The following is a 24,511-nucleotide window of genomic DNA, read 5'->3' on the forward strand; positions in this document are numbered from 1 at the left end:
TAGGGTCGCAATGTGCCTGAGCCGCTGCCCCAAGAGGTGGTCAATCCGTTGACGTCGGCGGCCATCTTCCTGGTCGCCACCATCGACGACGGCGGCGAGCAGGCGGTGCACGATCTGCTACCCGAGATCGCCGGGATGGTCGGCGCCATCGGATTCCGTGACCCCTCGAAGAATCTGTCGGTGGTGACCGGGATCGGGTCGCACGCCTGGGACCGGCTGTTCGCCGGGCCGCGCCCGGCCGATCTGCACCCGTTCATCGCGCTGACCGGTGCGCGCCATCACGCCCCGGCCACGCCCGGCGACCTGTTGTTCCATATCCGCGCCGAAACCATGGACGTCGCCTTCGAACTGGCCGGCCGGCTGGTCGAGGCGCTCGACGGGGCGGTGACGGTGGTCGACGAGGTGCACGGGTTCAACTATTTCGACAACCGGGATCTGCTCGGATTCGTCGACGGCACCGAGAATCCCACCGGAACGACCGCCGAGAACGCCACTCGCATCGGCGCCGAGGACCCGGACTTCGCCGGCGGCTGCTATGTGCACATCCAGCGGTATGTGCACGACATGACGGCGTGGCGGGCGCTGCCGGTCGACGAGCAGCAGAAGGTGATCGGGCGCACCAAGTTCGACGATATCGAGATGGACGATGACGTGAAGCCGTCGAACTCGCATATCGCGCTGAACGTCATCACCGACGCCAACGGTAACGAGCTGAAGATCGTGCGGCGCAACATGCCCTACGGCACCGTCGGCACGGGCGAATTCGGCACGTACTTCATCGGGTACTCGCGCACGCCCGCGGTCACCGAGCAGATGCTGACCAACATGTTCATCGGTGACCCGCCGGGCAACACCGATCGGATCCTGGACTTCTCCACCGCCGTCACCGGCGCAATGTTCTTCGTGCCCACCATCGATTTCCTCGATGACCCACCGCCGCTGCCGATCCCGGAAACCACAGCGGAGGTTGTGCGCACCGACTACTCGCTTGCGATCGGCAGCCTGAAAGGAACCCGCCAATGAACAACCTGTACCGCGAACTGGCCCCCATCACCGAATCGGCTTGGGCCGAGATCGAATTGGAGGCCAGCCGAACCTTCAAGCGGCACATCGCCGGCCGACGGGTGGTCGATGTCAGCGAGCCCGGCGGCCCGGTGACCGCGGCGGTCAGCACCGGCCACCTGCTGGATGTGGCCTCACCCGGTGACGGCGTGATCGCACATCTGCGCGAGGCCCGTCCCCTGGTGCGGCTGCGGGTGCCGTTCACCATCGCCCGCCGCGATATCGACGATGTCGAACGCGGATCGCAGGATTCGGACTGGGATGCGGTCAAGGATGCGGCCAAGAAGCTGGCCTTCGCCGAGGACCGCGCGATCTTCGAGGGCTATGCCGCGGCGTCCATCGACGGTATCCGCAGGGCCAGCTCATGCCCGAATCTGGCGCTGCCCGAGGATCCGCGTGAGATCCCCGATGTCATCAGCCAGGCGCTCTCGGAGCTGCGACTGGCCGGTGTCGACGGGCCCTACAGCGTGCTGCTGTCGGCCGATGTGTACACCAAGGTCAGCGAGACGACCGCGCACGGCTATCCGATCCGTGAGCATCTGAACCGGCTGGTCGACGGTGAGATCATCTGGGCGCCGGCGATCGACGGTGCGTTCGTATTGTCCACCCGCGGCGGCGATTTCGATCTGCAGCTGGGCACCGACGTGTCGATCGGTTATCTGTCGCATGACGCCGAGACCGTGCAGTTGTACCTGCAGGAGACGTTCACGTTCCTCGCGTACACCGCCGAGGCCGTCGTCGCGCTGAGCAGCTAGCCACCTTCCCGCCGAGCGTGCGTGTCTGCAGCCCGACACGCGGCGTGGAACGAGAGAATGCGCACGCTCGCGGGGCAGCACTACGCCGCAGCGACAAGCGAGAACAGCTTGTCGCCGCTCCGCTGCACGAGAGTGTTGTGGACTCGCCAGACACGGACAACTTCTTCTGGCGTCCCGTCCAGCGCCCACAGCGTCTCGCAGGTGGCGAGGTCAACACCCTGCAGGACAGTTAATTCACCTACAGAAACTGCCACGTCACCGTCCGACCCCAGGTAGTAAGCACCGAGATAGTCGCCCTGACAAGACTTGCCAGGATCGCCGCTCCGAAGGTCGAACTGATCCCACTCGTGACCCGAATCACTGGAGATGAAGAAGCGCGAGGCAATCAGACGTGCCTCAGAGCTCGGAAGTGTCCTGGGCAGTTCCAGTAACTCTTCTCCATCGACAGTGGTAACAAACTCGTGTCGCGGAGTCAGGACAACAGGTAGATCGGGCGACCCGATCTCGAGGATTCCATCGGAGTTGAATTCCCGCAGTTTCCTGCCGGCGTTATCGAAGAAGGCCACACGTTCCTTCGTGATGTCTGCCTTTGGAGTGAATTCGTACGCAAACCCGTTCGGGTAAACCATCGCCTGACCGAGGTCGACGTCGCCGGCAACCTCGGGATTGATGACCTTGCCATCGGCAACGGAGAAAACCACGTCACCCGTCGCGCCGTCACCCTGGATCGCGAGGACGGGCGCCGCGGTATCGCGTTGAGGTTCGGTGAACTGCGTCGGAAGAATGCCATCACCTGGGACGAACCACGTCAATTCGGCGCGAGGGCCGATCCCGTACACGCCCTTGTCGGTGACCGTCGCGACTGCGTAATCGCCGATTTGTTCAAGACGAGGACCATCTGAGCTCGACGAAGCGCGCAGTTCGGTTGGACCGTCGAAGTTGACTTGACCGGTGTCTGTATCGATCACCACGGCGCGCGACGGCGCGGCGGAATCGGTTGGGATCCAGACACATAGCACGTCCGGCGGGCGATTGACCGAGCAACGAACATCCGCATCCGCGGCCGGCCCGAGTTCCAGCGGTTGCAGGAACTGCTTACCGTCGGCCATATCCAACCCGACGAGCCGCCAGTCCTTGTCCGTGACCCCCAGCATGATCGCCCGATCATCGGTATTGACCAGAGGGAGCACCCCGGACCCGTCGGGCAATCCGAGCGAATGGATGTCAGTGGACCAACCCGGCACCGGTTGTTGCCTCATGGACGACTCCAGCAGTTCCGTCTCCGGAAGTTCGGGCGTCGACTCGTCCACGGCCACTCGACCGCCGGTCGTCTCGCTCGTGCATCCGACGAGGGTGATCAGCAACAGGGCGGCGATCAAGCTCTGCCATCTATCCGGAACCTTCGGCTTCATGAAGATCCCTGCGACTGCGCCGACAGGCGATCGACCGCGCGGCGATCTGCTAACTCGCCGCGCGCACCGGGATGCTGCCAGTAGAACCGAAGCAATTCACGGAGTGCCTGACCATTTGGTGTGTACCAATCAGACGGAATATCCCGTGTTTGGCCATCGGAAGTCTTGATGTACGTCGTACCCGTAGCTTGTCGGGCCTTCTCGGGCTTATCCGAGATGTCCGTCACCGCAGTCCAAGCACGCACGACGGACGTCATCGTATTGCCCATCTCAAGTCCGTCCTCCGTCAATCTGAGGTAGTTCGCCCCTCGCCTGAGAACGATTTGCCTCAACGAGGACGCTCCTACCACAACTGCTACGACGCAGGCGATTACATAATACTTTTCGTCGTCTCTCGGTACTGCAATCTTGATCAGACCCATCGGTGCGCAGACCGCATAGGTGAGCATCGCCAAGAATGCGCCCGCCGTCGCACCGACAAGTAGGCCATCCACCCGCACGTCAGGTCGGATCAGTAGACCGCCCCGGTCGATCGCGGCTCTCGGCCTGACCGCTCGCCGCGCGATGACGATCAACAGAGCGACTAGACCAAGAGTGAATGATCCGAAGCCAAACGACACGATCGCCGAGGCCAACTCCGCGCGGCTGAGATACAGCGCTGTCCACACAAGACAGAACACGCCCAAGGGCGCAAACAGGAGCAGCAGGAAGATCTTCGCGATCGTCGTCTTCATGGCCCACACAACACGTTGCCGACCAACTTTCCGACGTATCCGAACACGAAACCACCAGCTACGTTTCCGCCCATGGCGGCGAAGGGGCCGACCCCGGGTATCGCACCCACTGCAACTGATGTAGCGAGACCACCTGCCAGCCCGACTCCACCCGACCATGCCGCGACACAACGTTCGTACACTGTGTCTGCTGTGTACATGCCCAACACGGTCTGGGCGACTCCCATTGCGGGACCACCAAACTTTGCACCCGCTTTGAGGCCATCGAGGGCCGCAGGACTTAGCCCCTGAATGCCCTTACCCGCCTGGACCTCAAGTCCCGAAAGCGCACCGCCGGCCAGCGTCGGAATCGGATCTTGGAAAAACGAATCAGGCAATACCACGTAATCCTCTGCGGTCGTACAACTTCCCGTTTGCGTGCCGTCCGGATTCTGCGAAATGGACATGTGAGTTCCGTCGCCCCACGATATCTCCGTGAGCTTGCCACCGTCCTCCCGCGGCGTCGTCATCGTGTCCGATATCCACTTGTTGTTCTTGTCAACGTGCAGAACCCGCACAGTTCCTGCAGGATAAACTTGCGCGCTCGGCAGCCCTTGATCGATGTATTCCGTGGCGATCTGCTTGCTGCCGTCAAGCATCGTGTAGGTGGTTATTCGGTTCCCATTTCGGTCCGTCGACTCGTCGATATCACGAATAGTCGTCGCCATATCTTGCGCGCTTGCGATGTCCTGGAACTGCTTTCCCTCCGGAGTCGACGGATCCGGAACGTCGTCGCCGGGCACCGCCGGAACTGGACTTGGTGGGCCGTACTCCAGATTCTGAAAGGGAGCGCCGTGTTGGCGTGCCAGCATCAACTTCGTCGACGCCTGATCGTCCGCTTGTCCGACGGCGAGTAGCAGCTCGTTGATCTCAGCTTGCGCGGTCTGCGCTTGCTGTTGTAGAGCGGCGGCCTTCTCAGCAGACATACCCGCAGGGTCTATCATCACCACCCATTGGTCAGTGACGTTCAATTCCCCTGCATCGATTGCGTCGGCTTCCGCCAGCAGCGCGGTTCGAGCAGCACCGATCGCTGCTCCTCCGCTTCGCAGTGCATCCGCAAACGACTCGGCATAGTTCTTGAACGACGATGCCCTGTCGGTCGCACGCGTGAACATGGACTGCGCGGCGACCTGAGCTTGACCCGCCCATTCGCGAGATTCGGGCATGGCATCGATCCGGTCATCGAGACTGCGGACCGTTTCGTAGATTGAGCCGCCCGCATCTCGAATGGTGGTCGCCGCAGGAATCAACGAGTCGGGATTCCAACTCACCAGGCGTGAACGCGAAGGCAGCATGCTCAGAAGAGATGCTTGAACGTGCCTGCCAAGTCAGAGTCTTCGACTTGATATCGATCGCCCGCACCGCGTACCGCGCCAGCCATCGCGCCTATGTCGTTGACGATATCTTTGGCGGATAACCCCAGATGATGACCGACCTGGCGAGCTGCCCACTGGGTGGTCGAGCCCGGCAGCCCGTCTGCCGACGTCGTTGCTGCACCTGCTACATCCAGTCCCTGGAGCGCTTCGGCAGCAGCGTCCACCTGAGCAGCGAAGGCCTTCAAGACCTCGGGATCTACTAACACTGTTCCCCCTAAAACAGCCTCACGGCGGCAGCGTTCAGTGAGCAACGCGTGTCATATCGAACCTAGCACCGCGTGCATGGAGTCAAGTCCGCTTATTCCGCGAGCCGCCACCCGGCGCCGCGGTGGATTGACCGCCTCGTATCCGGTTACATGGTGTCGATATCACTGCACCGACCGTGACCGGTATTCGAGTGTCAGGTCATCAAGTCTGCGAGCGTGCGCAAACTGCCGACGATCTCGGCGTGCCGCGCTGCAGACACGCACGCTCGCCGGGAACAGCACTAGGCCGTCAGCACCGCATCCAGCGCGGAGTAGAACAATCCGAGCCCGTCATCGGACGGCCCGGTCAGCGGTTCGGTGGCATGCTCGGGGTGCGGCATCAACCCGACGACGCGACCGTCGGCCGAACTGACCCCGGCGATACCGCGCATCGACCCGTTGAGGTTCTCGCGATACCGGAAGACCACCCGGCCCTCGGCCTCGAGTTCGTCGAGCACCTCTTCGGATGCCACGTAGCGGCCCTCACCGGACTTCAACGGCACCAACAGATCTGCGTCCTGCTCGTAGCGGGTGGTCCACGCCGTCGAGGTCGATGCCACCTGCAGCCACACATCGCGGCAGATGAAGTGCAGACCCTCGTTACGGGTCAACGCGCCCGGCAGCAGCCCGGATTCGCACAGCACCTGAAAACCGTTGCAGATCCCCAGGACCGGGAGACCACCGCGGGCCGCATCGACCACCGACCGCATCACCGGGGCGAAGCTGGCGATGGCACCGGCGCGCAGGTAGTCACCGTAGGAGAAGCCGCCGGGCACCACGACCGCGTCGACACCCTTGAGGTCGGCATCGGCATGCCACAGGCTGACGGCCTCGCCGCCGGCCAGCTTGACCGCGCGGGCGGCGTCGACATCGTCGAGGGTGCCGGGGAAGGTGACGACACCGATCTTGCCGGTGATGCTCACGAATCCTCCCGGCTCACCGAGAACTCCTCGATGACGGTGTTGGCCAGCAGCGACTCGGCGATCTCGTTGAGCGCCTCATCGGACACCGAATCGTCGACCTCGAGCTCGAACCGCTTGCCCTGGCGCACATCGGCCACACCGCCGTGGCCGAGCCGGCCCAGCGCGCCGACGATGGCCTGTCCCTGCGGATCGAGGATCTCGGCCTTGGGCATCACGTGCACTACGACGCGGGCCACGGGCGCTCCTTCAAAGGGTTGATAACCGGACTTGATCGGTCATAACTCTACCGGCGCACCGTAGGGCCACAATGGAGCCATGCAACTGACGCACTTCGGCCACTCGTGCCTGCTCGCGAGCTTCCCGGACGGGACCGGAAACGAAACAACGGTGCTGTTCGATCCGGGCACGTTCTCGCACGGTTTCGAGGGCATCGACGGCCTGGACGCGATCATGATCACCCACCAGCATCCCGACCACGCCGACACCGCCCGGCTGCCCGCCCTGCTGGAGGCGAACCCGCAGGCCAAGCTGTACGCCGACCCGCAGACCGCGGCGCAGCTCGGTGGGGAATGGCAGGCCGTGCACGCCGGGGACAGCTTCGCCCTCGGGCATCTGACGGTGCGCGGCGTGGGCGGAACCCACGCGGTCATCCACCCCGAGATCCCGGTGATCGACAACACGTCCTATGTCATCGGCGATGCTGATCACCCCGCCCGTCTCATGCATCCCGGCGATGCCCTGTTCGTGCCCGGCGAGCCGGTCGATGTGCTGGCCACCCCGGCCGCGGCTCCGTGGATGAAGGTGTCCGAGGCCGTCGACTATCTGCGCGCCGTCGCACCGGCCAGGGCGGTGCCCATCCATCAGGGCATCATCGATCCGTCCGCGCGCGGGATCTTCTACGGCCGGCTCTCGGAGATGACCGACACCGATTTCCAGGTGCTCGATCCGGAGAACGGGACCGCATTCTGAGACGCCATCCGTTCCTGCTGTGGTGGCCACCGATCGGCATCACGGTGATGGTGCTGCTCGGCCTGGTAGTGGGCGACGGCCCCACCCGCTTCGACGACCGGGCGCTGTCGGTGATGCAGAAGCTCTTCGGTCCCGACCCGGTGTGGATGCTGTACTTCAGCTGGGCGTTGCCGATGATGATCACGCTCGCCGTGGCGGTGATCATCGCGCTGATCCGGCGGCGCGTGCGACTGGCGTTGGTGGTGGCGTCGACCCCGGTGATCTCGGTGGTGTTGACGCGCATCTTCAAGCCGCTGTTCGGTCGGTACAAGGGTGATGCACTGGCCTATCCCAGTGGCCACACCACCGTCGTCATCACGGTGATGGCGATGCTGGTGCTCGCGGCCGGATACTCCCTGTGGCTGATGATCGCGGCCGGGATCGTCACGGTCATCGGCGCGCTCAGCATGGCGACCACCGATCTGCACTACCTGACCGACAACATCGGCTCGATGTTCTTCGCCTCGGCAATGGTGTGCCTGGCGATCCTGGCCGCGGGACCTCAGGCGATGGCGCCGGCGGCAGCGCGGCCCGCCGCCCGCCCGGAGAACACGCACCCTCCGAGGAATGTGCCCTCCAGCGACCGGTAGCCGTGCACCCCGCCGCCGCCGAACCCGGCCGCCTCACCGGCGGCGTACAGCCCGTCGAACACCGTCCCGTCGCCCTTGAGCACCCGGGCGTCCAGGTCGGTCTCCAATCCGCCCAACGACTTTCGGGTCAGGATGTGCAGCTTCACCGCGATCAGCGGCCCGGCCTTGGGATCGGTGAGCCGGTGCGGCGCGACGACCCGGGCGATCCGGTCGGGTAGATACTCGCGGGCGCCGCGGATCGCGGTGATCTGGCCGTCCTTGCTGAACTTGTTGACCACCTCCCGGTCCCGGGCGGTGACCTCGGCCTCGACGGTGGCGAAGTCCAGCGGCACGACATCGGGGACGGCGTTCATCGCGGCCACCAACTCACGCAACGAGTCTGCGCTGACGAAGTCGACGCCGCGGTCGACGAAGGCGCGCACCGGGGCCGGACCGCCACCGCGGCCCCGCCCCAGCACGTCGCGCACGCTGCGGCCGGTGAGGTCGGGATTCTGCTCCTGGCCCGACAGCCCGAACTCCTTGGCGATGATGCGCGCGTTGAGCACGAACCAGGTGTAGTCATGTCCGGTGGTCGCGATGTACTCCAGCGTGCCCAGGGTGTCGAATCCCGGATACAGCGGCACCGGCAGCCGCTTGCCGGTCGCATCCAGCCACAGCGACGACGGCCCAGGCAGGATCCGGATGCCGTGATCCGGCCACACCGGGTCGTAGTTGGTGATGCCCTCGGTGTAATGCCACATCCGGTCGCTGTTGATGATGTTGGCGCCCGCGGACTGGCTGATCTGCATCATCCGGCCGTCCACGTGCGCGGGTACCCCGGACAGCAGTTGCTCGGGCACCCGGCCCATCCGGGCCGGCCAGTTCTTGCGTACCAGGTCATGGTTGCCACCGATACCGCCGCTGGCCACGATGACGGCCTGCGCCCGGAACTCGAACTCACCCACGGTGTTCCGTGACGACGCGACACCGCGCGCGGCATCGGAGGGTTCCAGGACGGCGCCGCGCGCACCGGTGACCGACCCGCCCTCGACGATCAGCTCGTCGACGCGGTGCCGGTGGGCGAACTTGGCGCGCGGTTGACCGTGCAGCCGACGGGCGAAGAGGTCCACCAGCGCCGGGCCGGTGCCCCAGGTGATGTGGAACCGCGGCACGGAATTGCCGTGTCCCAGGGCGCCGTAGCCGCCGCGTTCGGCCCAGCCGACCATCGCGAAGGTCTGCAGGCCGCGCTCCCGTAACCAGCTGCGCTTCTCCCCCGCCGCGAAATCGACGTAGGCGTGCGCCCACTGCCGCGGCCAGTGGTCCTCGTCGCGGTCGAACCCGGCGCTGCCCAGCCAATCCTGCAGGGCAAGTTCGTGGCTGTCCCGGATGCCCAGGCGGCGCTGTTCGGGGCTGTCGACCAGGAACAGCCCACCGAAGGACCAGAAGGCCTGGCCGCCGATGTTGGCGGCGTTCTCCTGGTCGACGATCAGCACGCGGCGGCCGCGTTCGATCAGTTCCGCGGCGGCGACCAGCCCGGCCAGTCCCGCACCCACCACGATGACGTCGGCATCTGCCATGCCGACCAACTTATCTTCAGGCGGCGTCGCTGAGGGCGGGATCAGACTCCCACCGGTAGATGTCGGGGGTACACCCGTGCATGAGCGCCAGGTCGATGGCATCGAAGATGGCCTGACGCGGACCGATCTTGCCCAGCTGACGCGCCGAGATGGCCAGCCGGACGTCGCCGCCGCGGCGTGCCGTGCGCTCGGCCGACAGCACCAGGGTCCGGCACCACCACTGTTCGGTCAGGAATCCGGCGCCGATGCCGAGCACACGGGATCGCTCGGTGCTGTCACGCACCAGATCGGTCACCGCGGACATGCCGATGAGCAGCCGGAAACCGTTGCGCGGCAGCGCCCTCACCGTCCCTTCTGACACCGTCCAGCCCGGGGTGGCGAACAACCGGGTGCGCAAGCCGAGGTGTTCCATCACCCGGTCGGCGCCCATCAGCCGCAGGTTGGCCTCGTGTGCCTGCAGCGTGGCGAATTCGCTGCGCCGCTGCTTGGTGGCGGCCTCGTCGAACCCGTGCAGGACGACGGCATCACCCGCGGCGCGGCGCTCGGCCAGCCAGCCGACGGTGCGCGGATCGCGTTCCAGCCGGTAGTCACCCTTGAGCCGGGGTGCGACCAGCAGCGACACCGGGATACCGCGCGCGTCGAGGTCCTCGCAGAACGCGTCGACATCGCTCAGGGTGCGGTCGCGGATCCCGGAGATCGAGACGATCAGTTCGGCAGTCACGTTCGCCAGTGTCGCAACGTCAAGTGTCGCGACGGTTGCGAACACCCGGACAGCAGGTGGCTATCTGGGCAGGACGGCCTCGATGGCGCTGACCACCTCGGGAGCATCCGGTTCGGTGCGCGGGCGGAACCGATTGACGACGGTCCCGTCGGGCGCGAGCAGGAACTTCTCGAAGTTCCACTGGATGTCACCGGCGGTGCCATCGGCATCGGCGGTCCTGGTCAGCTCGGTGTACAGCGGGTGCCTTCCGTCACCGTTGACGTCGGTCTTGGCCAGCAGCGGGAAGGTGACGCCATAGGTGCTGGAGCAGAAGGTCCGGATCTCCTCGGCGCTGCCCGGTTCCTGGCCCATGAATTGGTTGCAGGGCACCCCGACGACGGTCAGGCCGCGGGCGGCGTAGTCGCGGGCCAGCTTCTCCAACGCGGCATACTGCGGCGTCAGGCCGCATTTGGAGGCGACGTTCACCACCAGGGTTGCGCCATCGGACAATTCGCCCAACGTGGTGGATCTGCCCTCGAGTGTGGTCAGCGGTATCGTGTGCAGGCTCACCGTCTCGACGCTAGCCGCCACACTCGCTCGACGCTAGAGTCTCGGCCCGCCGAACAGGCTGTCCACTTGGCCCTCGCCGTGGTTGGCGCTGTCGGCGGTGGCCAGGATCCAGGCGTACTGGAACGCGGCCTCCTTCCACCGCTCGTAGCGACCGCTGATGCCGCCGTGACCGGCCACCATCTCGGTCTTGAGCAGGATCCTGGCGCTGTCCGGTTCGACCTGCGCGTACCGCAATGCCGCGACCCATTTCGCCGGTTCCACGTAGTACACCCGGGTGTCGTTGAGCGAGGTCATCGCCAGCACGGCGGGGTATTCCAGGGATTGCACGTTCTCATACGGCGAGTACGACTTCATGTACTCGTAGACGTCCTTGTCTTCCAGCGGGTTTCCCCACTCGTCCCATTCGGTGACCGTCAACGGCAGCGACGGGTCCAGGATCGTGGTCAGCGGGTCGACGAACGGCACCTGGGCGAGCACCCCGGAGAACAGGTGCGGCGCCAGGTTGAGCACCGCGCCCACCAGCAGTCCGCCGGCGCTGCCGCCGAGGGCCACCATGTTGGCCGGCCGCGTCAGGTCGGTGAGCACCAGATGCTCTGCCACCGCGACGAAGTCGGTGAACGTGTTGCGCTTGCGCAGCAGCTTGCCGTCCTCGTACCAGGGCCGGCCCAGTTCGCCGCCGCCACGGACGTGGGCGACCGCGAACACCATGCCGCGGTCCAGCAGCGACAACCGCGCGATCGAGAAGCGGGGATCCTCACAGGATTCGTAGGCGCCGTAGCCGTAGAGCAGGGTCGGTGCCGGGAACGCCAGGCCGACGCGGTGCACGATCGAGATCGGGATCCGCGCCCCGTCGGGCGCGGTGGCCCAGTCGCGGCGTTCGACATAGTCCTCGGGCCGGTAGTCGCCGAGGACCGGTTGCTCACGCAGCAGCGTGCGTTCGCCGGTGATCAGGTCCAGGTCGTAGATGCGTACCGGGATCACCCAGGACACCGCGCCGACGCGCAGCTTGGGCGAAGACCAGTTCGGGTTGCCGCTCAGGCCGGCCGACATCAGTTCGGACTCGAACTCGATCTCCTGCGGTGTCCCGTAACCGCCGTCGGATCCGATGGGCCACAGCTGAATACGCGGCAGCGCCCCGCGCCGGTAGCTGACCACCAGGTGCGTGGAGAAGGCGTCGACACCGTCGAGGCGGACATCGTCGCGGTGTTCGATCAGGGTGCGAAACGCCGTCGGATCGCTGACCGGCGCCTCGACCAGGGTGAAGTTCACCGCACCGTCGTTGTGCAGGATCAGGAAGCGGTCCTGTCCGTCGACGACCGCGTGCTCGACGGAGTACTCGACACCGTCTCGGCGCGGCAGCACCACGGTGAAATCGGCCTCGGGATCGGCGGCGTCGGCATAGCGGATCTCGGAGGTGATGGCGCTGCCGGCCGCGATGATGACGTACTTGTCGCTGCGGGTGCGCCCGACACCGAGCCAATACCGTTCGTCGGCTTCGTGATACACCTTCTGCGCGGGCAGTCCGGCGCCGAGCCGGTGCCGCCACACGGTGTCCGGACGCCAGGCGTCGTCGACGGTGACGTAGTAGACCGAGTGGTTGTCCGCGCCCCAGGTGACCCCGGCGCCGATCCCGACGATGGTGTCCTCATAGAGCTCACCGGTGCGCAGATCCTTGAACCGCAGGGTGTATCGCTCATCGCCCAGGACATCGACCGAGTAGGCCAAGATGTTGCCGTCGACGCTGACACTCACCGCGCCCAGGGAGAAGAACTCGTGCCCGTGGGCCTCGACGTTCTCATCGAGCAGGATCTGCTCACCGGGAACGGCGGTGTTCTCGTCGAGCTGCGGCGGCGTCCAGTCATCGGGATCGCTGATGGGACAACGGCAGTGCACCCCGTACTGCTTGCCCTCGAAGCTGCGTGCGTAGTACCACCAGTTGTCCCGGCGGGTCGGGACCGACAGGTCGGTCTCCTTGGTGCGCGCCTTGATCTCGTCGAAGATGCGCTGCCGCAGCGGGGCCAGCGGCGCGGTCACGGCCTCGGTGTGCGCGTTCTCCGCCTCGAGGTGGGCGATGACCTCCGGGTTCTCCTTGTCGCGCAACCATTCGTAATGGTCGACGAACACGTCGCCGTGGTGTTCGCGGCGGCGTTCGACGCGCTTGGCCACCGGCGCGCTCATGCGCCGATCCAATCGGCGAAGCTGAGGCCCGAGATCCGTTCGTAGGCCTCGATATAGCGGGCCCGGGTCGCCGCGGCGATCTCGGCCGGCAGCGGTGGCGGCTCGGTGCCGCTGTGTCGGTCCCAGCCGGAGTCCGGCCCGGTCAGCCAGTTGCGCACGAATTGCTTGTCGTAGCTGGGTTGCACGACGCCGACCTGATAGGAATCGGCGGGCCAGTACCGCGACGAGTCGGGGGTGAGCACCTCATCGGCGAGCACCAGCTCACCGGCGGCATCGATGCCGAACTCGAACTTGGTGTCGGCGACGATGATGCCCTTGCTCAGCGCGTGCTCGGCGGCGCGGGAGTAGATGTTCAACGTCGCGTCGCGCAGCTGCGCGGCCCGCTCGGCGCCCACCAGGTCGACCACCGCGTCGAAGGTGACGTTCTCGTCGTGCTCACCCAATTCGGCCTTGGTGGCCGGGGTGAACAGCGGCTCGTCGAACTTGCTTGCCTCCTCCAGACCGGTCGGGAGCTCGATACCGCAGACCGCTCCGGTGCGCTGGTAGTCGAGCAGGCCGGAACCGGTGAGGTAACCGCGGGCGACGCATTCGACCGGCAGCATCTCCAGGGCCCGGACCACCAGGGCCCGGCCCAGCACGTCGGCGGGAATGCGCTCGTCATCGGCCGGTCCGGCCAGGTGATTGGGCACCCCGAGATGGTCGAAGAAGAACACGCTCATCGCGGTCAGGATCCGGCCCTTGTCCGGGATCTCGGTGTCCAGGATGTAGTCGTATGCCGAGATGCGGTCGGAGGCGACGAACAGCAGGTGGTCGGCGTCGATGCGATACAACTCGCGGACCTTGCCGCTGGCCAGATGCTGGTAGTCGGTCAGAGCTGGGCGCATTGACACACCCTATGTGCTGGGATCGGTCCCATGAGACTGCGGTACCTGCCCTACGCCACCAGACCCGGTCGGCTGCTGGCCCAGATCATCAGCGATGTCATGGTCATCGCCTGGACCGTCGCGTGGGTGATGGTCGGCAGCGTGGTGTACGCGGCGGTCGCCACCATCGCCGAGGTCGGCAGGCAGGTCCAAGAGGGTGCCGACGGGGTGTCGGGCAGTCTGGGGTCCGCCGGTGACAGCGTCGACGACGTCCCGCTGGTCGGTGACGGTCTCAGCGGGCCGCTGCGGGCTGCCGCCGAGGCCGCCGCCGAGATCGCCGGTGCGGGTCAGAATCTCGACAGCACCGCCACCTGGCTGGCCTGGGTACTGGCGATCGCCGTCGCGGCCACCCCGATCGTCACCGTCGGGCTGCCCTGGCTGTTCCTGCGGATCCGGTTCTTCCGGCGCAAGCTCACGGTGTTGACGCTGGCCTCGACGCATGCCGGTCAGGAACTGCTGGCCATGCGGGCGCTGGCCAACCGGCCGTTGGCCAAGCTGACCGCGGTGGATCCCGATCCGATCGGTGCCTGGCGCCGCGACGACCGACCGGCCATCCGCGGCCTGGCACTGCTGGAACTACACGCCGCCGGGGTTCGCCTCTCGTGATTTGCGCACCGCTTGTCACGTCTAGCGTGACAAACGGTGCGCAAATCGAAGGGCCCGGAACCGTGCGGGCCGTCACCGCGTCCAACAAGACATGCTCGACGACTATCTGCGCGACCATGACGGCGTCATCACGATCGCGCAGGCGGCCGAGGCCGGCCTGAGCAGGCAGGCGATCTCCCGGCGGGTCCGCTCCGGGCATTGGTTGCGCTGCTCACGCGGGGTCTACTTCGTCGACGACCGGCCGTTCACCGACCATGCCCGTGTCCGCGCAGCCGTGTGGGGATATGGATCACGCGCGACGGCCAGTGGAATGTCGGCGGCCTGGTGGCTGGGCCTGACGAAATATCCACCCGAGATCGTGGAGGTGACCGTGCCTGCGGTGAGCAATCCGCGCCCGCACTACGGGGTCCGCACCCGACGCCGCGACCTGGACCCCGCCGACTGCGTGACGCGCAACGGACTGAGACTGACTTCGATGGCACTGACGATCGTCGAGGCCGCCGCACGGCCCGGCGGTGGTATGCGCGTCATCGACACCGCCCTGCAGCGTCATCTGGTGCACCTGCGTGAACTCTGGAACGCCCACCTGCGCAATGCGGGTCGTCACGGTTCCCCTGCCGCACGCGCTTTGTTACGAGCCGCCGAGAGCGGCGCGCATTCCGAGGCCGAGCGGATCTTGGTCAAGCTGCTGCGACAGGCGCGCATCATCGGGTGGAAGGCCAATCGGCGTGTCGGGCGCTGGGAAGTCGACGTCGTCTTCGGAGATCTGAAGATCGCCGTCGAGGTCGACGGAATCGCCTTCCACACCGACGACGAGGATTTCCAACGGGACCGGCTCAAGCAGAACGAACTCGCCCTGATGGGTTATCAGGTCCTGCGATTCACCTGGCTGGACCTCACCGAGTACCCGGACCGGGTGATCGCCGAGATCGCGGCGGCCATCACCCTCCGTGCAGGCGGCGCAGCCAGCTTCCGAAGGGGTGACGCACGGTGACCGAACCCAGCCGCACTCGGCCGCGCACGATGACGTGCAATTGATCCGAGCGCGGCGCCCCGCGCACCTTCAGGGTCGCGCTGGCGGCGACGGTGTCGATGCCGTTGAGGTCCGCGGTGCTCCCCGGCGGCACGATCAGCTCCGTGGAACTGCAGTAGTCGTCGATCATGATCTCGACGACCGGCCCGGGCAGCGTGGCCGAGCTGAAGTCCAAGGTCGTACTGCACATCCGGGTGTTCAGGTTGAGCACCGGCGCCGCCGTCCACTGGCCGCGGCGCACGATCGAGGTCATCCAGCCGCGCAGTTGTTCCGGGGGCAGTTGCGGGCGCGCCGGCACGCCGAGTTGCTGGGCGGGCAGGTCGGCCAGCACTGAACGCAGCTCGCCCCGGGTCCGCGCGGCCAGCACCGAGTCGGTCCGGTCGGCGAACTCGTCGAGCGACAGCATGCCCTCCGATACGGCGCGTTCCAGCAGACCGTTCACCCGCGCGCGGTCGGCATCGGAGACTCGTACGTGGTCGTCGGGGCCCATGGCTCACAGGGTAACGATCAGCCGAGCTCGACCAGCATGTGCCGCATGCCGGTGTGCCGATTGCTTCTGGTCCATTCGACCGGTGCGACCAGCCGAGCGGTACCGAATCGCGTGAGCAGTTCCTCGAACATCACCCGCAGCTCCAACCGGGCCAGATTGGCGCCCAGGCAGTAGTGCACGCCCTGCCCGAAACCCAAGTGTGGATTGGGTTTCCGAGTGATGTCGAAGGTGTCGGGGTCGGCGAACACCGCCTCGTCGCGGTTGGCCGAGCCCTCCCAGATCTGGACCTTCTGTCCGGGTTCGATGGCACAGCCGCGCAGTGTCACCGGGGCGGTCGCGGTGCGGCGCTTGGACGGTGACGGCGTCGTCCAGCGCACCATCTCCTCGATCGCGGTCGGCAACAGGCTCGGATCGGCGCGCAGCAGACGCATCTGATCGGGGTGCTCGATCAGGGCCAGCAGTCCGCCGGCGACAGCATTGCGGGTGGTTTCGGCTCCGGCACTGAACAACAGGCTGAAGAACAGATACAGCTCCAGGTCGGACATGGCCGCATCGCCGGCGTTGGCGACCACCGAGAGCATGTCGTCACCGGGTTGTGCCCGCTTGGCGGCGATCAGTTCCATGCCGTAGGTGTACATCCGCGACCCGGCCTCCTCGGCCGTCAACTGCCCCACCCGGGCGCTGCGGCCGGAACCGAAATCGAACTGCGGCTCGATGGCCTCGAACAGCCAATGCCGTTCCGAGTCCGGGATTCCGAGCAGGATGCAGATCATCTGCATCGGCAGTTCGGCCGCGACGTCGACCAGGAAGTCCAGCGGGACATCGGGTTCGACATTGTCGAGCAGCGCGCGGGTGCGCGTGCGCAGGTCCTGCTCGACGCGGGTGATCATTCGCGGCGTCAGCCCGGAGCTGACCAGTCGGCGGATCTGCGCGTGCCGCGGGTCGTCCATCATGTTGAGCACCTGACCGGCCACGGCCAGATCCTGCAGCAGGGTCCCGCCGCAGGGACGCCGGCCGCCGGTCACCGATGAGTAGGTCACCGGATCACGCAGCACAGCAAGCGTTTCGGCGTAGGTCGCCACCGACCAGAACCCCTCACCGTCGGGTGTGTGTTCGGTCGGCTCGTGCCAGTACACCGGCGCCTGCCGACGGTGCGACCGGAACAACTCGTGCGGGAACCCCGCGGCGAAATTGTCCAGGTCGGTCAGGTCGGCCAAGGTCACAAGATGGCACCCGAGGTGTACTTGGCCGCCTCCGGGTGACGGCCGACCAGTTCGTCGACGGCGGCCACCACCGCGTCGACCTGATCGCCGGCCGCACCGCTGAACGCCGCCTTGTCGGCGAGCGCCGCATCCAACGCGATCCGGTCCAACGGCAGTCGCGGGTCGGCGGCCAGCCGGTCCAGCAGGTCGGGCTCCTGGCCTTTCTCGCGCATGGCCAGCGCGACCGCCACCGCGTGTTCCTTGATGACCTCGTGCGCGGACTCGCGGCCGACGCCGGCGCGCACCGCGGCGATCAGGATGCGGGTGGTCGCCAGGAAGGGCAGGTAGCGGTCCAGTTCGCGCTGGATGACGGCCGGGTAGGCACCGAATTCGTCGAGCACGGTCAGAAAGGTCTCGGTCTGGCCGTCGATGGCGAAGAACGCGTCGGGCAGCGCGACCCGGCGCACCACCGAGCAGAACACGTCGCCCTCGTTCCACTGCGCCCCGGCCAGTTCGGCGGCCATGGATGCGTACCCGCGCAGTACCACCTGCAGCCCGTTGACCCGTTCGCAGGACCGGGTGTTCATCTTGTGCGGCATGGCCGAGGACCCGACCTGGCCGGGAGCGAAGCCCTCGGTGACCAGCTCGTGGCCGGCCATCAGCCGGATGGTGTGGGCGAATGAGGACGGGCCGGCGCCCAGTTGCACCAACGCCGAGACGACGTCATGGTCCAGCGACCGCGGATACACCTGACCCACGCTGGTGAAAACGTCTGTGAAACCGAGGAACTCGGCGACCCGGCGCTCCAGGTCGGCCAGCTTGGCGGCATCACCGTCGAACAGGTCGAGCATGTCCTGCGCGGTGCCCATCGGACCCTTCACCCCGCGCAGCGGATAGCGGTCGATGAGTTCGCGCAGCCGGGTCAGCGCCACCAGCGTCTCCTCGGCCGCCGACGCGAATCGCTTGCCCAGCGTGGTGGCCTGGGCGGCAACGTTGTGGCTGCGCCCGGCCATCACCACGTCGCGGTAGAGCGCGGCGCGTTCGGCCAGTCGCGCGACGATGGCGACGCCGTGGCTGAAGACCAGCTCGAGTGACTGCCGGATCTGCAGTTGTTCGACGTTCTCGGTCAGGTCGCGGCTGGTCATGCCCTTGTGGACGTGCTCGTGACCGGCCAGCGCGTTGAACTCCTCGATGCGCGCCTTGACGTCGTGGCGGGTCACCCGCTCGCGTTCGGCGATGGAGGCCAGGTCGACGTTCTCCAGCACCCGCTCGTAGTCCTCGACAACTCCGTCGGGCACCGGAATGCCCAGTTCGGCCTGGGCGCGTAGGACCGCCAGCCACAGTCGGCGCTCGGCGATGATCTTGTTTTCGGGTGACCAGATAGCGGCCATCTCATCGCTGGCGTAGCGGTTGGCCAGAACATTCGGAATAGTCACGAACACACAGCTTACGAGCCGGCTAGGGCGCGTCGCCCAGGTGCGTGGGATCGGTGATGCCCGGCCCGCGGATGCCGAGCTGCCGGTTGATCAGCGTGGTGAGGAAGAACAGCACGATGCCGGTGACGATGAGCGCCCCGGCCAGCACGTACTGCTGACCGGGCCGGCCCGAGAACGGCAACACCAGATACGCCGAGGCGATGAAGCCGATGACCGGCAGCGCGGTCGGTGTCCGGAAATGCCCGCCGGTGGCGCGGACGTCGCGACGCAGCACCAGCACCGCCACATTGACCATGGCGAAGACCATGAGCAGCAGCAGCGATGTGGTGCCGCCGAGGATGGAGATCGCGTTGTCATCGGCGACGGCCGAGACGTAGAAGATCAAACCGAACGCGACCAGCGTGGTGAAGGCGATGGCCGCCCACGGTGTGCGCCGCGTCGGGTGTACCGCGCCCAGGATCGGTGGGAGCACGTGTTGACGGGCCATCCCGTAGATGAGCCGGCTGGCCATGAGCATGTTGATCAGCGCGGTGTTGGCCACGGCGAACATCGAGATGAACGGGAAGATGTCGTCGATCGGCAGGTTCGGGGCACCGGCCTTGACGACGTCGATCAACGGGGTCTTGCTGGCCGCCAGTTCGCCGACGGGTACCAGCGCCACGGCGACGATCGCCACGATCACATAGACCACACCGGCGATCCCGAGCCCGGACAGCAGGACTTTCGGGAAGGTACGCACCGGGTCCTTGGTCTCCTCGGCCATGTTGACCGAGTCCTCGAACCCGACCATGGCGAAGAAGGCCAGCGATGTCGCCGCGGTGATCGCCAGGAAGGTGCCCTTGTCTTCCGGGGTGTCGAAGGCGACCACCCGGGAGAAGTCGACATCGCCGCCGCCGGTGAAGGCCCACATCCCGACCAGGATCACGATCAACAGACCGGTGATCTCGATGACGGTCAGGACGACGTTCAGCTTGACGCTCTCGCTGACCCCGCGGTAGTTGACCGCGGCGATGAGCGCCATGAACAGCAGTGCCACCGCGACCACGCCGGCCTTGCCCCAGTCCAAGCCGAACGCCACGTCGAAGTTCGCAGCGAAAAATCGCGAAGCCGTTGAGGCCGAAGTGATTCCGGAGCACATCACCACGAAGGCCACCAGGAATGTCACGAAGTGGATCCCGAAAGCCTTGTGGGCGTAGAGCGCAGCGCCGGCCGCCTGCGGATACTTGGTCACCAGTTCCAGATAGCTGAACGCGGTGATGGTGGCGATCGCGAACGCGAGCAGGAACGGAAGCCACGCCGCCCCACCGACTTCCTTGGCCACCTGTCCGGTCAGCGCGTAAACGCCCGTGCCGAGGATGTCGCCAACGACGAACAACAGCAGCAGGCCGGGCCCCATCACCCGGCGAAGTTGCGGTTGTTCCTTGGTTTCCGGCTGCGTCATGCCCGCCCCCCTTCCTCGGTCAGACGTGCACCGCCCGTTCGTCGACGGGTGCCAGCACGTCGATCACATCGATCAGCGTCGCCCGGGCGGTCGCCCGCGGACCATCCCCTTCGTCCACCAATGAGGCAACCACAGCTCCGTCGACCGCGCACACCAGAGCGGTGACGAGTTCGGCCCGCACCGCGCGGCCGGATCGTTCGACGACCTCCAGCACGGCGGCGGTGCGCTGGCGCAGGATGCGGCGCTGGATATCGCGCAGCTCGGGTTGTCGCGCGCAGGCGATATAGCGCTCGTAGCGCGAGATCAGCTGCTCGGACACGCGCACACCGGGATCATCACCGACCAGAAGATCCACCAACAGGTCCGCGGTCGACTCGGCGCCACGCCGCCGGCGCGACAGCGCGGCCACCTGCAGCTGCAGTTGCTCGGCCTCACGCAACCCGACGTATTCGACGGCCTTGGCGATCAGATCGTCCAGCGAGGAGAAGTAGTACGTCGTCGAGGCGAGCGGCAGTCCGGCGCGGCGCGCCACCGCGCGATGGCGAACCGCGTCGATGCCACCCTCGCACAGCAGGTCGGCAGCAGCGCTGACCAGAGCGCACCGCCGCCGCTCTCCCTTGGGGGTCACCGCCGCCGTCACGCCTTGCATGGTGCCAGCAAAGCCCCAGCAATTTGGGGGTTTTCGGCAATCATTAGAGCAGTACACATGTATCGGCCCGCAGGCCCGAGAGCAGCGGTGGCAAGATTGCGCGCATGCCTGCCCCGAATCGTCGAATGGTGTTGCGGATGGGTCTGGGCGCCGCTGCGGGGTGTGCGCTCGGCGCGGTGGCGGCACCGGCCGTCGGCCGCGCCGAACCGGCACCGACGTATCAGTCGGGAACGTTTCGCTCGGCCGCTCGCGGGGGCCTGCAGACCAACTGGGCCATCGCCCGCCCGCCCGGACAGACCGCGCCGTTACGACCCGTCATCGCGTTGCACGGCAAGGGCAGTGATGCTGCCACGGTGATGGCCGGCGGTGTGGAGCAAGGCCTGGCCGACACGGTGGCCGCAGGGTTGCCGCCGATCGCGGTGGTGGCGGTGGACGGCGGTGGCGGGTACTGGCACACCCGCGCCTCCGGTGACGACGCCGGCGCCATGGTGCTCGAGGAGTTGCTGCCGATGCTCGGCGAGCAGGGCCTGGACACGTCGCGCGTCGGTTTCATCGGTTGGTCGATGGGTGGCTACGGCGCGCTGTTGCTCGGTGCGCGGCTGGGGCCGGCCCGCACCGCGGCGATCTGCGCGGTGAGTCCCGCACTGTGGACCTCGCCGGGGGCCGCCGCACCCGGAGCGTTCGACGGGCCGCAGGACTACGCCGCCAACAGCGTGTGGGGGTTGCCGGAACTGGGCGCCATCCCGCTACGTATCGATTGCGGGAACAGTGATCCGTTCGCAGCGGCGACACGCCAGTTCATCGCGCAGCTGCCGACCCCACCGGCCGGCGGGTTCTCGCCGGGTGGACACGACGGCGGTTTCTGGAGTGCGCAGTTGCCCGCCGAGATCTCGTGGCTGGCACCACTGGTCGTCAGAGGCTGAGACGGCCTTCGGCAGCGGCCTCCCCGATATCCTTGCGGAAGTGGCTGCCCGGCAACTTGATCGAGCCGAGCAACTGGTAGGCGGCCGCGCGGGCGTCATGCAGGTCTGCGCCGGTACCGACCACCGAGAGCACCCGTCCGCCGGTGGAGACCACCGCGCCGTCCTCGCGCCGCGCGGTGCCGGCGTGCAGCACGCCGTCGGCCTCACTGCCGCCGATGACATCACCGGTGCGCGGCCGCCCCGGATAGTTCTCCGCCGCGAGCACGACGGTGACGGCGGCGCCGTCGCGCCACTGCAGGTGCTCGAAGGAGGCCAGCGTGCCGGTGGCCGCGGCGTTGAGCAGGCCACCCAGCGGTGACGCCAGCATCGCCAGCACCGCCTGGGTCTCGGGATCGCCGAATCGGCAGTTGAATTCCACCACCGCCGGCCCCGCCGAGGTGATGGCCAGCCCGGCATAGAGCAGCCCGGAAAACGAGCTTCCGCGGGAAACGAGTTCGGCGGCAACGGGTTTGACGATCTCATCGACGATCCGGGTGACGGTCTCGGCCGGCAGCCACGGCAGCGGGGTGTAGGCACCCATGCCGCCGGTGTTGGGACCGGTGTCGTTGTCGCCGACCCGCTTGAAGTCCTGGGCGGGCAGCAGCGGGACGACGGTTTCACCGTCGACGACGCAGAACAGCGACACTTCGGGCCCGTCCAGGAAGGATTCGAGCAGCACCGGGTGTCCGGAATCGAGCAGTGCCGCGGCGTGTGCGCGCGCGGCACCGCGGTCGGCGGTGACGACCACGCCCTTACCGGCGGCCAGGCCGTCGTCCTTGACCACCCAGGCGGCCTCACCCGCCGGCGGCCCGAAGCGGTCCAGCGCCGCGTCGAGGTGAGCGGGAGTGTCGACGATCTCGCTGCGGGCCGTGCGCACCCCGGCGGCGGTCATGACGTCCTTGGCGAACGCCTTGGAACCCTCGATGCGGGCGGCATCCTTGGACGGTCCGAAGCAGGCGATCCCGGCGGCACGCAGCGCGTCGGCGACACCCAGCACCAGCGGCACCTCCGGCCCCACCACCACCAGATCGGCCTCGACCTTCTGCGCGAGCTTCACCACGGCGGCACCTGCGGTGATGTCGACTTCGTACTGGTCGGCGATGGCGGCGGTGCCGGCATTACCCGGCGCTATGCCCAACCAGTCGACCTGCGGGTCGCGCCGCAGTGCCAGCAGCAGGGCGTGTTCACGGGCTCCGGATCCGATGACGAGGACGCGCACGGACAGCAAGCCTATCCGCACCGGCGCCGTCACCGCGCCAGGTCCGCGGCCATACAGTTATGAATCAGGTGTATGGTCGGTTGATCGAGTGCCGTATGTCACATGCGAAGGGATGCCGATGACGACGATGGATGCGTGTCCGTTCGGCCCGGACCGAGCCTCCCCCCGGGTCGCTCCGCTCCTGCCACCGGGGTATGACTTCACCGATCCCGAGGTGCTGCTGCAGGGCATACCCGTGACCGAGTTCGCTCACCTGCGCGCAACCGCGCCGATCTGGTGGAACGGGCAGGAGGAGTCGATCTTCGGCGACGGCGGCTACTGGGTGATCAGCCGGCACGAGGACGTCAAGACCATCTCGCGCAACACCGGCGACGTCTGGTCCACCAATGCCAAGGGTGCGGTGATGCGGCTGCCCGACGGCATCACCGCCGACCAGCTCGAGCTGACCAAGGCGCTGCTGATCAACCATGACGCGCCCGAGCACACCCGGCTGCGCAAGCTGGTGTCGCGGCTGTTCACCCCGCGCTCGGTGGCCGCCCTGGAGGACAAGCTCGCGGTGGCCGCCCGGGAGATCGTGGCGGCCGCAAAGACTCGAAAGTCCGGCAATTTCGTCGATGACATCGCGATGCCGCTGCCGCTGCAGGCCATCGCCGATCTGATCGGCGTCCCCGAGGAGGACCGCGAGAAGATCTTCCACTGGTCCAACTGCATCATGAACACCGACGACCCGGATTTCGACAGCGATCCGACGACAGCCAACGCCGAGCTGATGGGCTACGCGTACACCATGGCCGAGCAGCGCCGGAAGTGCCCCGCCGACGACATCGTCACCCGGCTGGTGCAGGCCGACGTCGATGGGGAATCACTCGGCGAGGTGGAATTCGCCTTCTTCGTGATCCTGCTGGCCGTCGCGGGCAACGAGACCACCCGCAACGCCATGACGCACGGCATGAACGCGTTCCTGGAAAACCCCGACCAATGGGAGCTTTTCAAACGCGAGCGCCCCGACAGCGCGATCGAGGAGATCATCCGGTGGGCCAGTCCCGTGCACTGCTTCCAGCGCACCGCGCTGGTCGACACCGAAGTCGGCGGCGTCACCATCGGCCAGGGCCAGCGGGTCGGCCTGTTCTACAGTTCGGCCAATTACGACGAGTCGGTGTTCACCGATCCGTTCCGCTTCGACATCCTGCGCAACCCCAACCCGCACCTGGCCTTCGGCGGAAACGGCGCACATTTCTGCATCGGCGCGAACCTGGCCCGCATGGAGATCAAGCTGATGTTCAACGAGATCGCCGACCAGATTCCCGACATCACGAAAGTGGCGGAGCCGCAACGCCTGCGGTCCGGCTGGATCAACGGCGTCAAGGACCTGCAGGTGTCCTACCACTAGATCGCTACAATT

The 24,511-nt window shown here is 66.6% G+C and carries 25 protein-coding genes; 8 read left to right on the plus strand and 17 right to left on the minus strand.

What is annotated here, in order from left to right; all coding sequences use genetic code 11:
• Positions 1-12 precede the first annotated feature (12 nt).
• Entirely contained in the window at positions 13-1,023 is a 1,011-nt protein-coding gene (locus tag ACWDUN_RS09760; RefSeq protein ID WP_449927910.1) for a Dyp-type peroxidase, read from the plus strand.
• A complete protein-coding gene (locus ACWDUN_RS09765; RefSeq protein ID WP_449927912.1) occupies positions 1,020-1,817 on the plus strand; it encodes a family 1 encapsulin nanocompartment shell protein in 798 nt (265 codons plus the stop codon). Before ACWDUN_RS09760 ends, ACWDUN_RS09765 begins: the two co-directional genes overlap by 4 nt.
• Positions 1,818-1,897: 80 nt before the next feature.
• Here ACWDUN_RS09765 and ACWDUN_RS09770 read toward each other — a convergent pair whose 3' ends face one another.
• From ACWDUN_RS09770 to purS, 6 genes are all read right to left on the minus strand, one after another.
• Complete coding sequence (locus ACWDUN_RS09770) at positions 1,898-3,229, minus strand: hypothetical protein (protein ID WP_449927914.1); 1,332 nt, start codon at positions 3,227-3,229, stop codon at positions 1,898-1,900.
• Positions 3,226-3,963, minus strand: a complete 738-nt coding sequence (locus ACWDUN_RS09775; protein WP_449927916.1) for a hypothetical protein — start codon at positions 3,961-3,963, stop codon at positions 3,226-3,228. The genes ACWDUN_RS09770 and ACWDUN_RS09775 overlap by 4 nt, the downstream gene beginning before the upstream one ends.
• Complete coding sequence (locus ACWDUN_RS09780) at positions 3,960-5,297, minus strand: WXG100 family type VII secretion target (protein ID WP_449927918.1); 1,338 nt, start codon at positions 5,295-5,297, stop codon at positions 3,960-3,962. The genes ACWDUN_RS09775 and ACWDUN_RS09780 overlap by 4 nt, the downstream gene beginning before the upstream one ends.
• A 2-nt stretch (positions 5,298-5,299) precedes the next feature.
• A complete protein-coding gene (locus ACWDUN_RS09785; protein WP_449927920.1) occupies positions 5,300-5,542 on the minus strand; it encodes a hypothetical protein in 243 nt (80 codons plus the stop codon).
• A gap of 323 nt (positions 5,543-5,865) precedes the next feature.
• Positions 5,866-6,540, minus strand: a complete 675-nt coding sequence (gene purQ, locus ACWDUN_RS09790) for a phosphoribosylformylglycinamidine synthase subunit PurQ (RefSeq protein WP_449928795.1) — start codon at positions 6,538-6,540, stop codon at positions 5,866-5,868.
• Between the two features lie 2 nt (positions 6,541-6,542).
• Positions 6,543-6,782 (minus strand): phosphoribosylformylglycinamidine synthase subunit PurS, encoded by a 240-nt coding sequence (purS, locus tag ACWDUN_RS09795; protein WP_236435293.1) that lies wholly within the window; start codon positions 6,780-6,782, stop codon positions 6,543-6,545.
• A 79-nt stretch (positions 6,783-6,861) separates the two neighbouring features.
• Between purS and ACWDUN_RS09800 the strand changes: the two genes are divergently transcribed.
• Positions 6,862-7,515, plus strand: a complete 654-nt coding sequence (locus ACWDUN_RS09800; protein ID WP_449927922.1) for an MBL fold metallo-hydrolase — start codon at positions 6,862-6,864, stop codon at positions 7,513-7,515.
• A 47-nt stretch (positions 7,516-7,562) separates the two neighbouring features.
• Positions 7,563-8,144: a hypothetical protein gene (locus ACWDUN_RS09805; RefSeq protein ID WP_449927924.1), complete on the plus strand. Its 582-nt coding sequence runs from the start codon at positions 7,563-7,565 to the stop codon at positions 8,142-8,144.
• On the opposite strand, the gene ACWDUN_RS09810 is transcribed toward ACWDUN_RS09805, so the two are convergent.
• Genes ACWDUN_RS09810 through ACWDUN_RS09830 form a run of 5 tightly spaced genes read right to left on the minus strand, consistent with a single transcriptional unit; the run spans position 8,057 to position 14,032 of the window.
• On the minus strand, positions 8,057-9,700 hold the full coding sequence (locus tag ACWDUN_RS09810; RefSeq protein ID WP_449927926.1) for an FAD-binding dehydrogenase: 1,644 nt from the start codon (positions 9,698-9,700) through the stop codon (positions 8,057-8,059). The two genes, ACWDUN_RS09805 and ACWDUN_RS09810, sit on opposite strands and share 88 nt — an antisense overlap.
• A gap of 16 nt (positions 9,701-9,716) precedes the next feature.
• Positions 9,717-10,421 carry a DUF2334 domain-containing protein gene (locus tag ACWDUN_RS09815; protein WP_449927928.1) on the minus strand — a complete coding sequence of 235 codons (705 nt, stop codon included), beginning with the start codon at positions 10,419-10,421 and terminating at the stop codon, positions 9,717-9,719.
• Positions 10,422-10,481: 60 nt separating this feature from the next.
• Positions 10,482-10,970, minus strand: a complete 489-nt coding sequence (locus tag ACWDUN_RS09820; RefSeq protein ID WP_449927930.1) for a glutathione peroxidase — start codon at positions 10,968-10,970, stop codon at positions 10,482-10,484.
• A 33-nt stretch (positions 10,971-11,003) separates the two neighbouring features.
• On the minus strand, positions 11,004-13,148 hold the full coding sequence (locus ACWDUN_RS09825; protein WP_449927932.1) for a S9 family peptidase: 2,145 nt from the start codon (positions 13,146-13,148) through the stop codon (positions 11,004-11,006).
• Positions 13,145-14,032 carry a phosphoribosylaminoimidazolesuccinocarboxamide synthase gene (locus ACWDUN_RS09830; protein WP_449927933.1) on the minus strand — a complete coding sequence of 296 codons (888 nt, stop codon included), beginning with the start codon at positions 14,030-14,032 and terminating at the stop codon, positions 13,145-13,147. Before ACWDUN_RS09830 ends, ACWDUN_RS09825 begins: the two co-directional genes overlap by 4 nt.
• A gap of 30 nt (positions 14,033-14,062) precedes the next feature.
• On the opposite strand from ACWDUN_RS09830, the gene ACWDUN_RS09835 reads away from it, so the two are divergent.
• Both ACWDUN_RS09835 and ACWDUN_RS09840 read left to right on the plus strand, forming a co-directional pair.
• Positions 14,063-14,677 carry a hypothetical protein gene (locus tag ACWDUN_RS09835; RefSeq protein WP_449927935.1) on the plus strand — a complete coding sequence of 205 codons (615 nt, stop codon included), beginning with the start codon at positions 14,063-14,065 and terminating at the stop codon, positions 14,675-14,677.
• A gap of 91 nt (positions 14,678-14,768) precedes the next feature.
• Complete coding sequence (locus ACWDUN_RS09840) at positions 14,769-15,671, plus strand: type IV toxin-antitoxin system AbiEi family antitoxin domain-containing protein (protein WP_449927937.1); 903 nt, start codon at positions 14,769-14,771, stop codon at positions 15,669-15,671.
• Here ACWDUN_RS09840 and ACWDUN_RS09845 read toward each other — a convergent pair.
• Genes ACWDUN_RS09845 through ACWDUN_RS09865 form a run of 5 tightly spaced genes read right to left on the minus strand, consistent with a single transcriptional unit; the run spans position 15,619 to position 20,928 of the window.
• Positions 15,619-16,200 carry a DUF1707 SHOCT-like domain-containing protein gene (locus ACWDUN_RS09845; protein WP_449927939.1) on the minus strand — a complete coding sequence of 194 codons (582 nt, stop codon included), beginning with the start codon at positions 16,198-16,200 and terminating at the stop codon, positions 15,619-15,621. The two genes, ACWDUN_RS09840 and ACWDUN_RS09845, sit on opposite strands and share 53 nt — an antisense overlap.
• Before the next feature lie 17 nt (positions 16,201-16,217).
• Complete coding sequence (locus tag ACWDUN_RS09850) at positions 16,218-17,423, minus strand: cytochrome P450 (RefSeq protein WP_449927940.1); 1,206 nt, start codon at positions 17,421-17,423, stop codon at positions 16,218-16,220.
• Positions 17,420-18,838: an adenylosuccinate lyase gene (gene purB, locus ACWDUN_RS09855; protein ID WP_449927942.1), complete on the minus strand. Its 1,419-nt coding sequence runs from the start codon at positions 18,836-18,838 to the stop codon at positions 17,420-17,422. The genes ACWDUN_RS09850 and purB overlap by 4 nt, the downstream gene beginning before the upstream one ends.
• A gap of 22 nt (positions 18,839-18,860) precedes the next feature.
• On the minus strand, positions 18,861-20,279 hold the full coding sequence (locus ACWDUN_RS09860; RefSeq protein ID WP_449927944.1) for an APC family permease: 1,419 nt from the start codon (positions 20,277-20,279) through the stop codon (positions 18,861-18,863).
• A gap of 19 nt (positions 20,280-20,298) precedes the next feature.
• Entirely contained in the window at positions 20,299-20,928 is a 630-nt protein-coding gene (locus ACWDUN_RS09865) for a TetR/AcrR family transcriptional regulator (protein WP_449927945.1), read from the minus strand.
• 104 nt (positions 20,929-21,032) lie between these two features.
• On the opposite strand from ACWDUN_RS09865, the gene ACWDUN_RS09870 reads away from it, so the two are divergent.
• Entirely contained in the window at positions 21,033-21,851 is an 819-nt protein-coding gene (locus ACWDUN_RS09870; RefSeq protein ID WP_449927947.1) for an alpha/beta hydrolase, read from the plus strand.
• Here the strand turns inward: ACWDUN_RS09870 and purD are convergent.
• Complete coding sequence (gene purD, locus ACWDUN_RS09875; RefSeq protein WP_449927949.1) at positions 21,841-23,109, minus strand: phosphoribosylamine--glycine ligase; 1,269 nt, start codon at positions 23,107-23,109, stop codon at positions 21,841-21,843. The genes ACWDUN_RS09870 and purD overlap by 11 nt on opposite strands.
• A gap of 118 nt (positions 23,110-23,227) precedes the next feature.
• Here purD and ACWDUN_RS09880 point away from each other — a divergent pair, with 118 nt between their 5' ends.
• Positions 23,228-24,499, plus strand: coding sequence for a cytochrome P450 (locus ACWDUN_RS09880; RefSeq protein WP_449927951.1), 1,272 nt, complete (start codon positions 23,228-23,230; stop codon positions 24,497-24,499).
• Positions 24,500-24,511: the final 12 nt, after the last annotated feature.

The organism is Mycobacterium sp. NPDC003323 (assembly GCF_053589535.1).

Bases quoted from the DNA above. Each gene is read 5' to 3' on its own strand.
- ACWDUN_RS09765 (WP_449927912.1), top strand. From the start codon at position 1,020: ATGAACAACCTGTACCGCGAACTGGCCCCCATCACCGAATCGGCTTGG.
- ACWDUN_RS09770 (WP_449927914.1), bottom strand. From the start codon at position 3,229: ATGAAGCCGAAGGTTCCGGATAGATGGCAGAGCTTGATCGCCGCCCTG.
- ACWDUN_RS09775 (WP_449927916.1), bottom strand. From the start codon at position 3,963: ATGAAGACGACGATCGCGAAGATCTTCCTGCTGCTCCTGTTTGCGCCC.
- ACWDUN_RS09780 (WP_449927918.1), bottom strand. From the start codon at position 5,297: ATGCTGCCTTCGCGTTCACGCCTGGTGAGTTGGAATCCCGACTCGTTG.
- ACWDUN_RS09800 (WP_449927922.1), top strand. From the start codon at position 6,862: ATGCAACTGACGCACTTCGGCCACTCGTGCCTGCTCGCGAGCTTCCCG.
- ACWDUN_RS09805 (WP_449927924.1), top strand. From the start codon at position 7,563: ATGGTGCTGCTCGGCCTGGTAGTGGGCGACGGCCCCACCCGCTTCGAC.
- ACWDUN_RS09810 (WP_449927926.1), bottom strand. From the start codon at position 9,700: ATGGCAGATGCCGACGTCATCGTGGTGGGTGCGGGACTGGCCGGGCTG.
- ACWDUN_RS09825 (WP_449927932.1), bottom strand. From the start codon at position 13,148: ATGAGCGCGCCGGTGGCCAAGCGCGTCGAACGCCGCCGCGAACACCAC.
- ACWDUN_RS09830 (WP_449927933.1), bottom strand. From the start codon at position 14,032: ATGCGCCCAGCTCTGACCGACTACCAGCATCTGGCCAGCGGCAAGGTC.
- ACWDUN_RS09835 (WP_449927935.1), top strand. From the start codon at position 14,063: ATGAGACTGCGGTACCTGCCCTACGCCACCAGACCCGGTCGGCTGCTG.
- ACWDUN_RS09840 (WP_449927937.1), top strand. From the start codon at position 14,769: ATGCTCGACGACTATCTGCGCGACCATGACGGCGTCATCACGATCGCG.
- ACWDUN_RS09845 (WP_449927939.1), bottom strand. From the start codon at position 16,200: ATGGGCCCCGACGACCACGTACGAGTCTCCGATGCCGACCGCGCGCGG.
- ACWDUN_RS09860 (WP_449927944.1), bottom strand. From the start codon at position 20,279: ATGACGCAGCCGGAAACCAAGGAACAACCGCAACTTCGCCGGGTGATG.
- ACWDUN_RS09865 (WP_449927945.1), bottom strand. From the start codon at position 20,928: ATGCAAGGCGTGACGGCGGCGGTGACCCCCAAGGGAGAGCGGCGGCGG.
- ACWDUN_RS09870 (WP_449927947.1), top strand. From the start codon at position 21,033: ATGCCTGCCCCGAATCGTCGAATGGTGTTGCGGATGGGTCTGGGCGCC.
- ACWDUN_RS09880 (WP_449927951.1), top strand. From the start codon at position 23,228: ATGACGACGATGGATGCGTGTCCGTTCGGCCCGGACCGAGCCTCCCCC.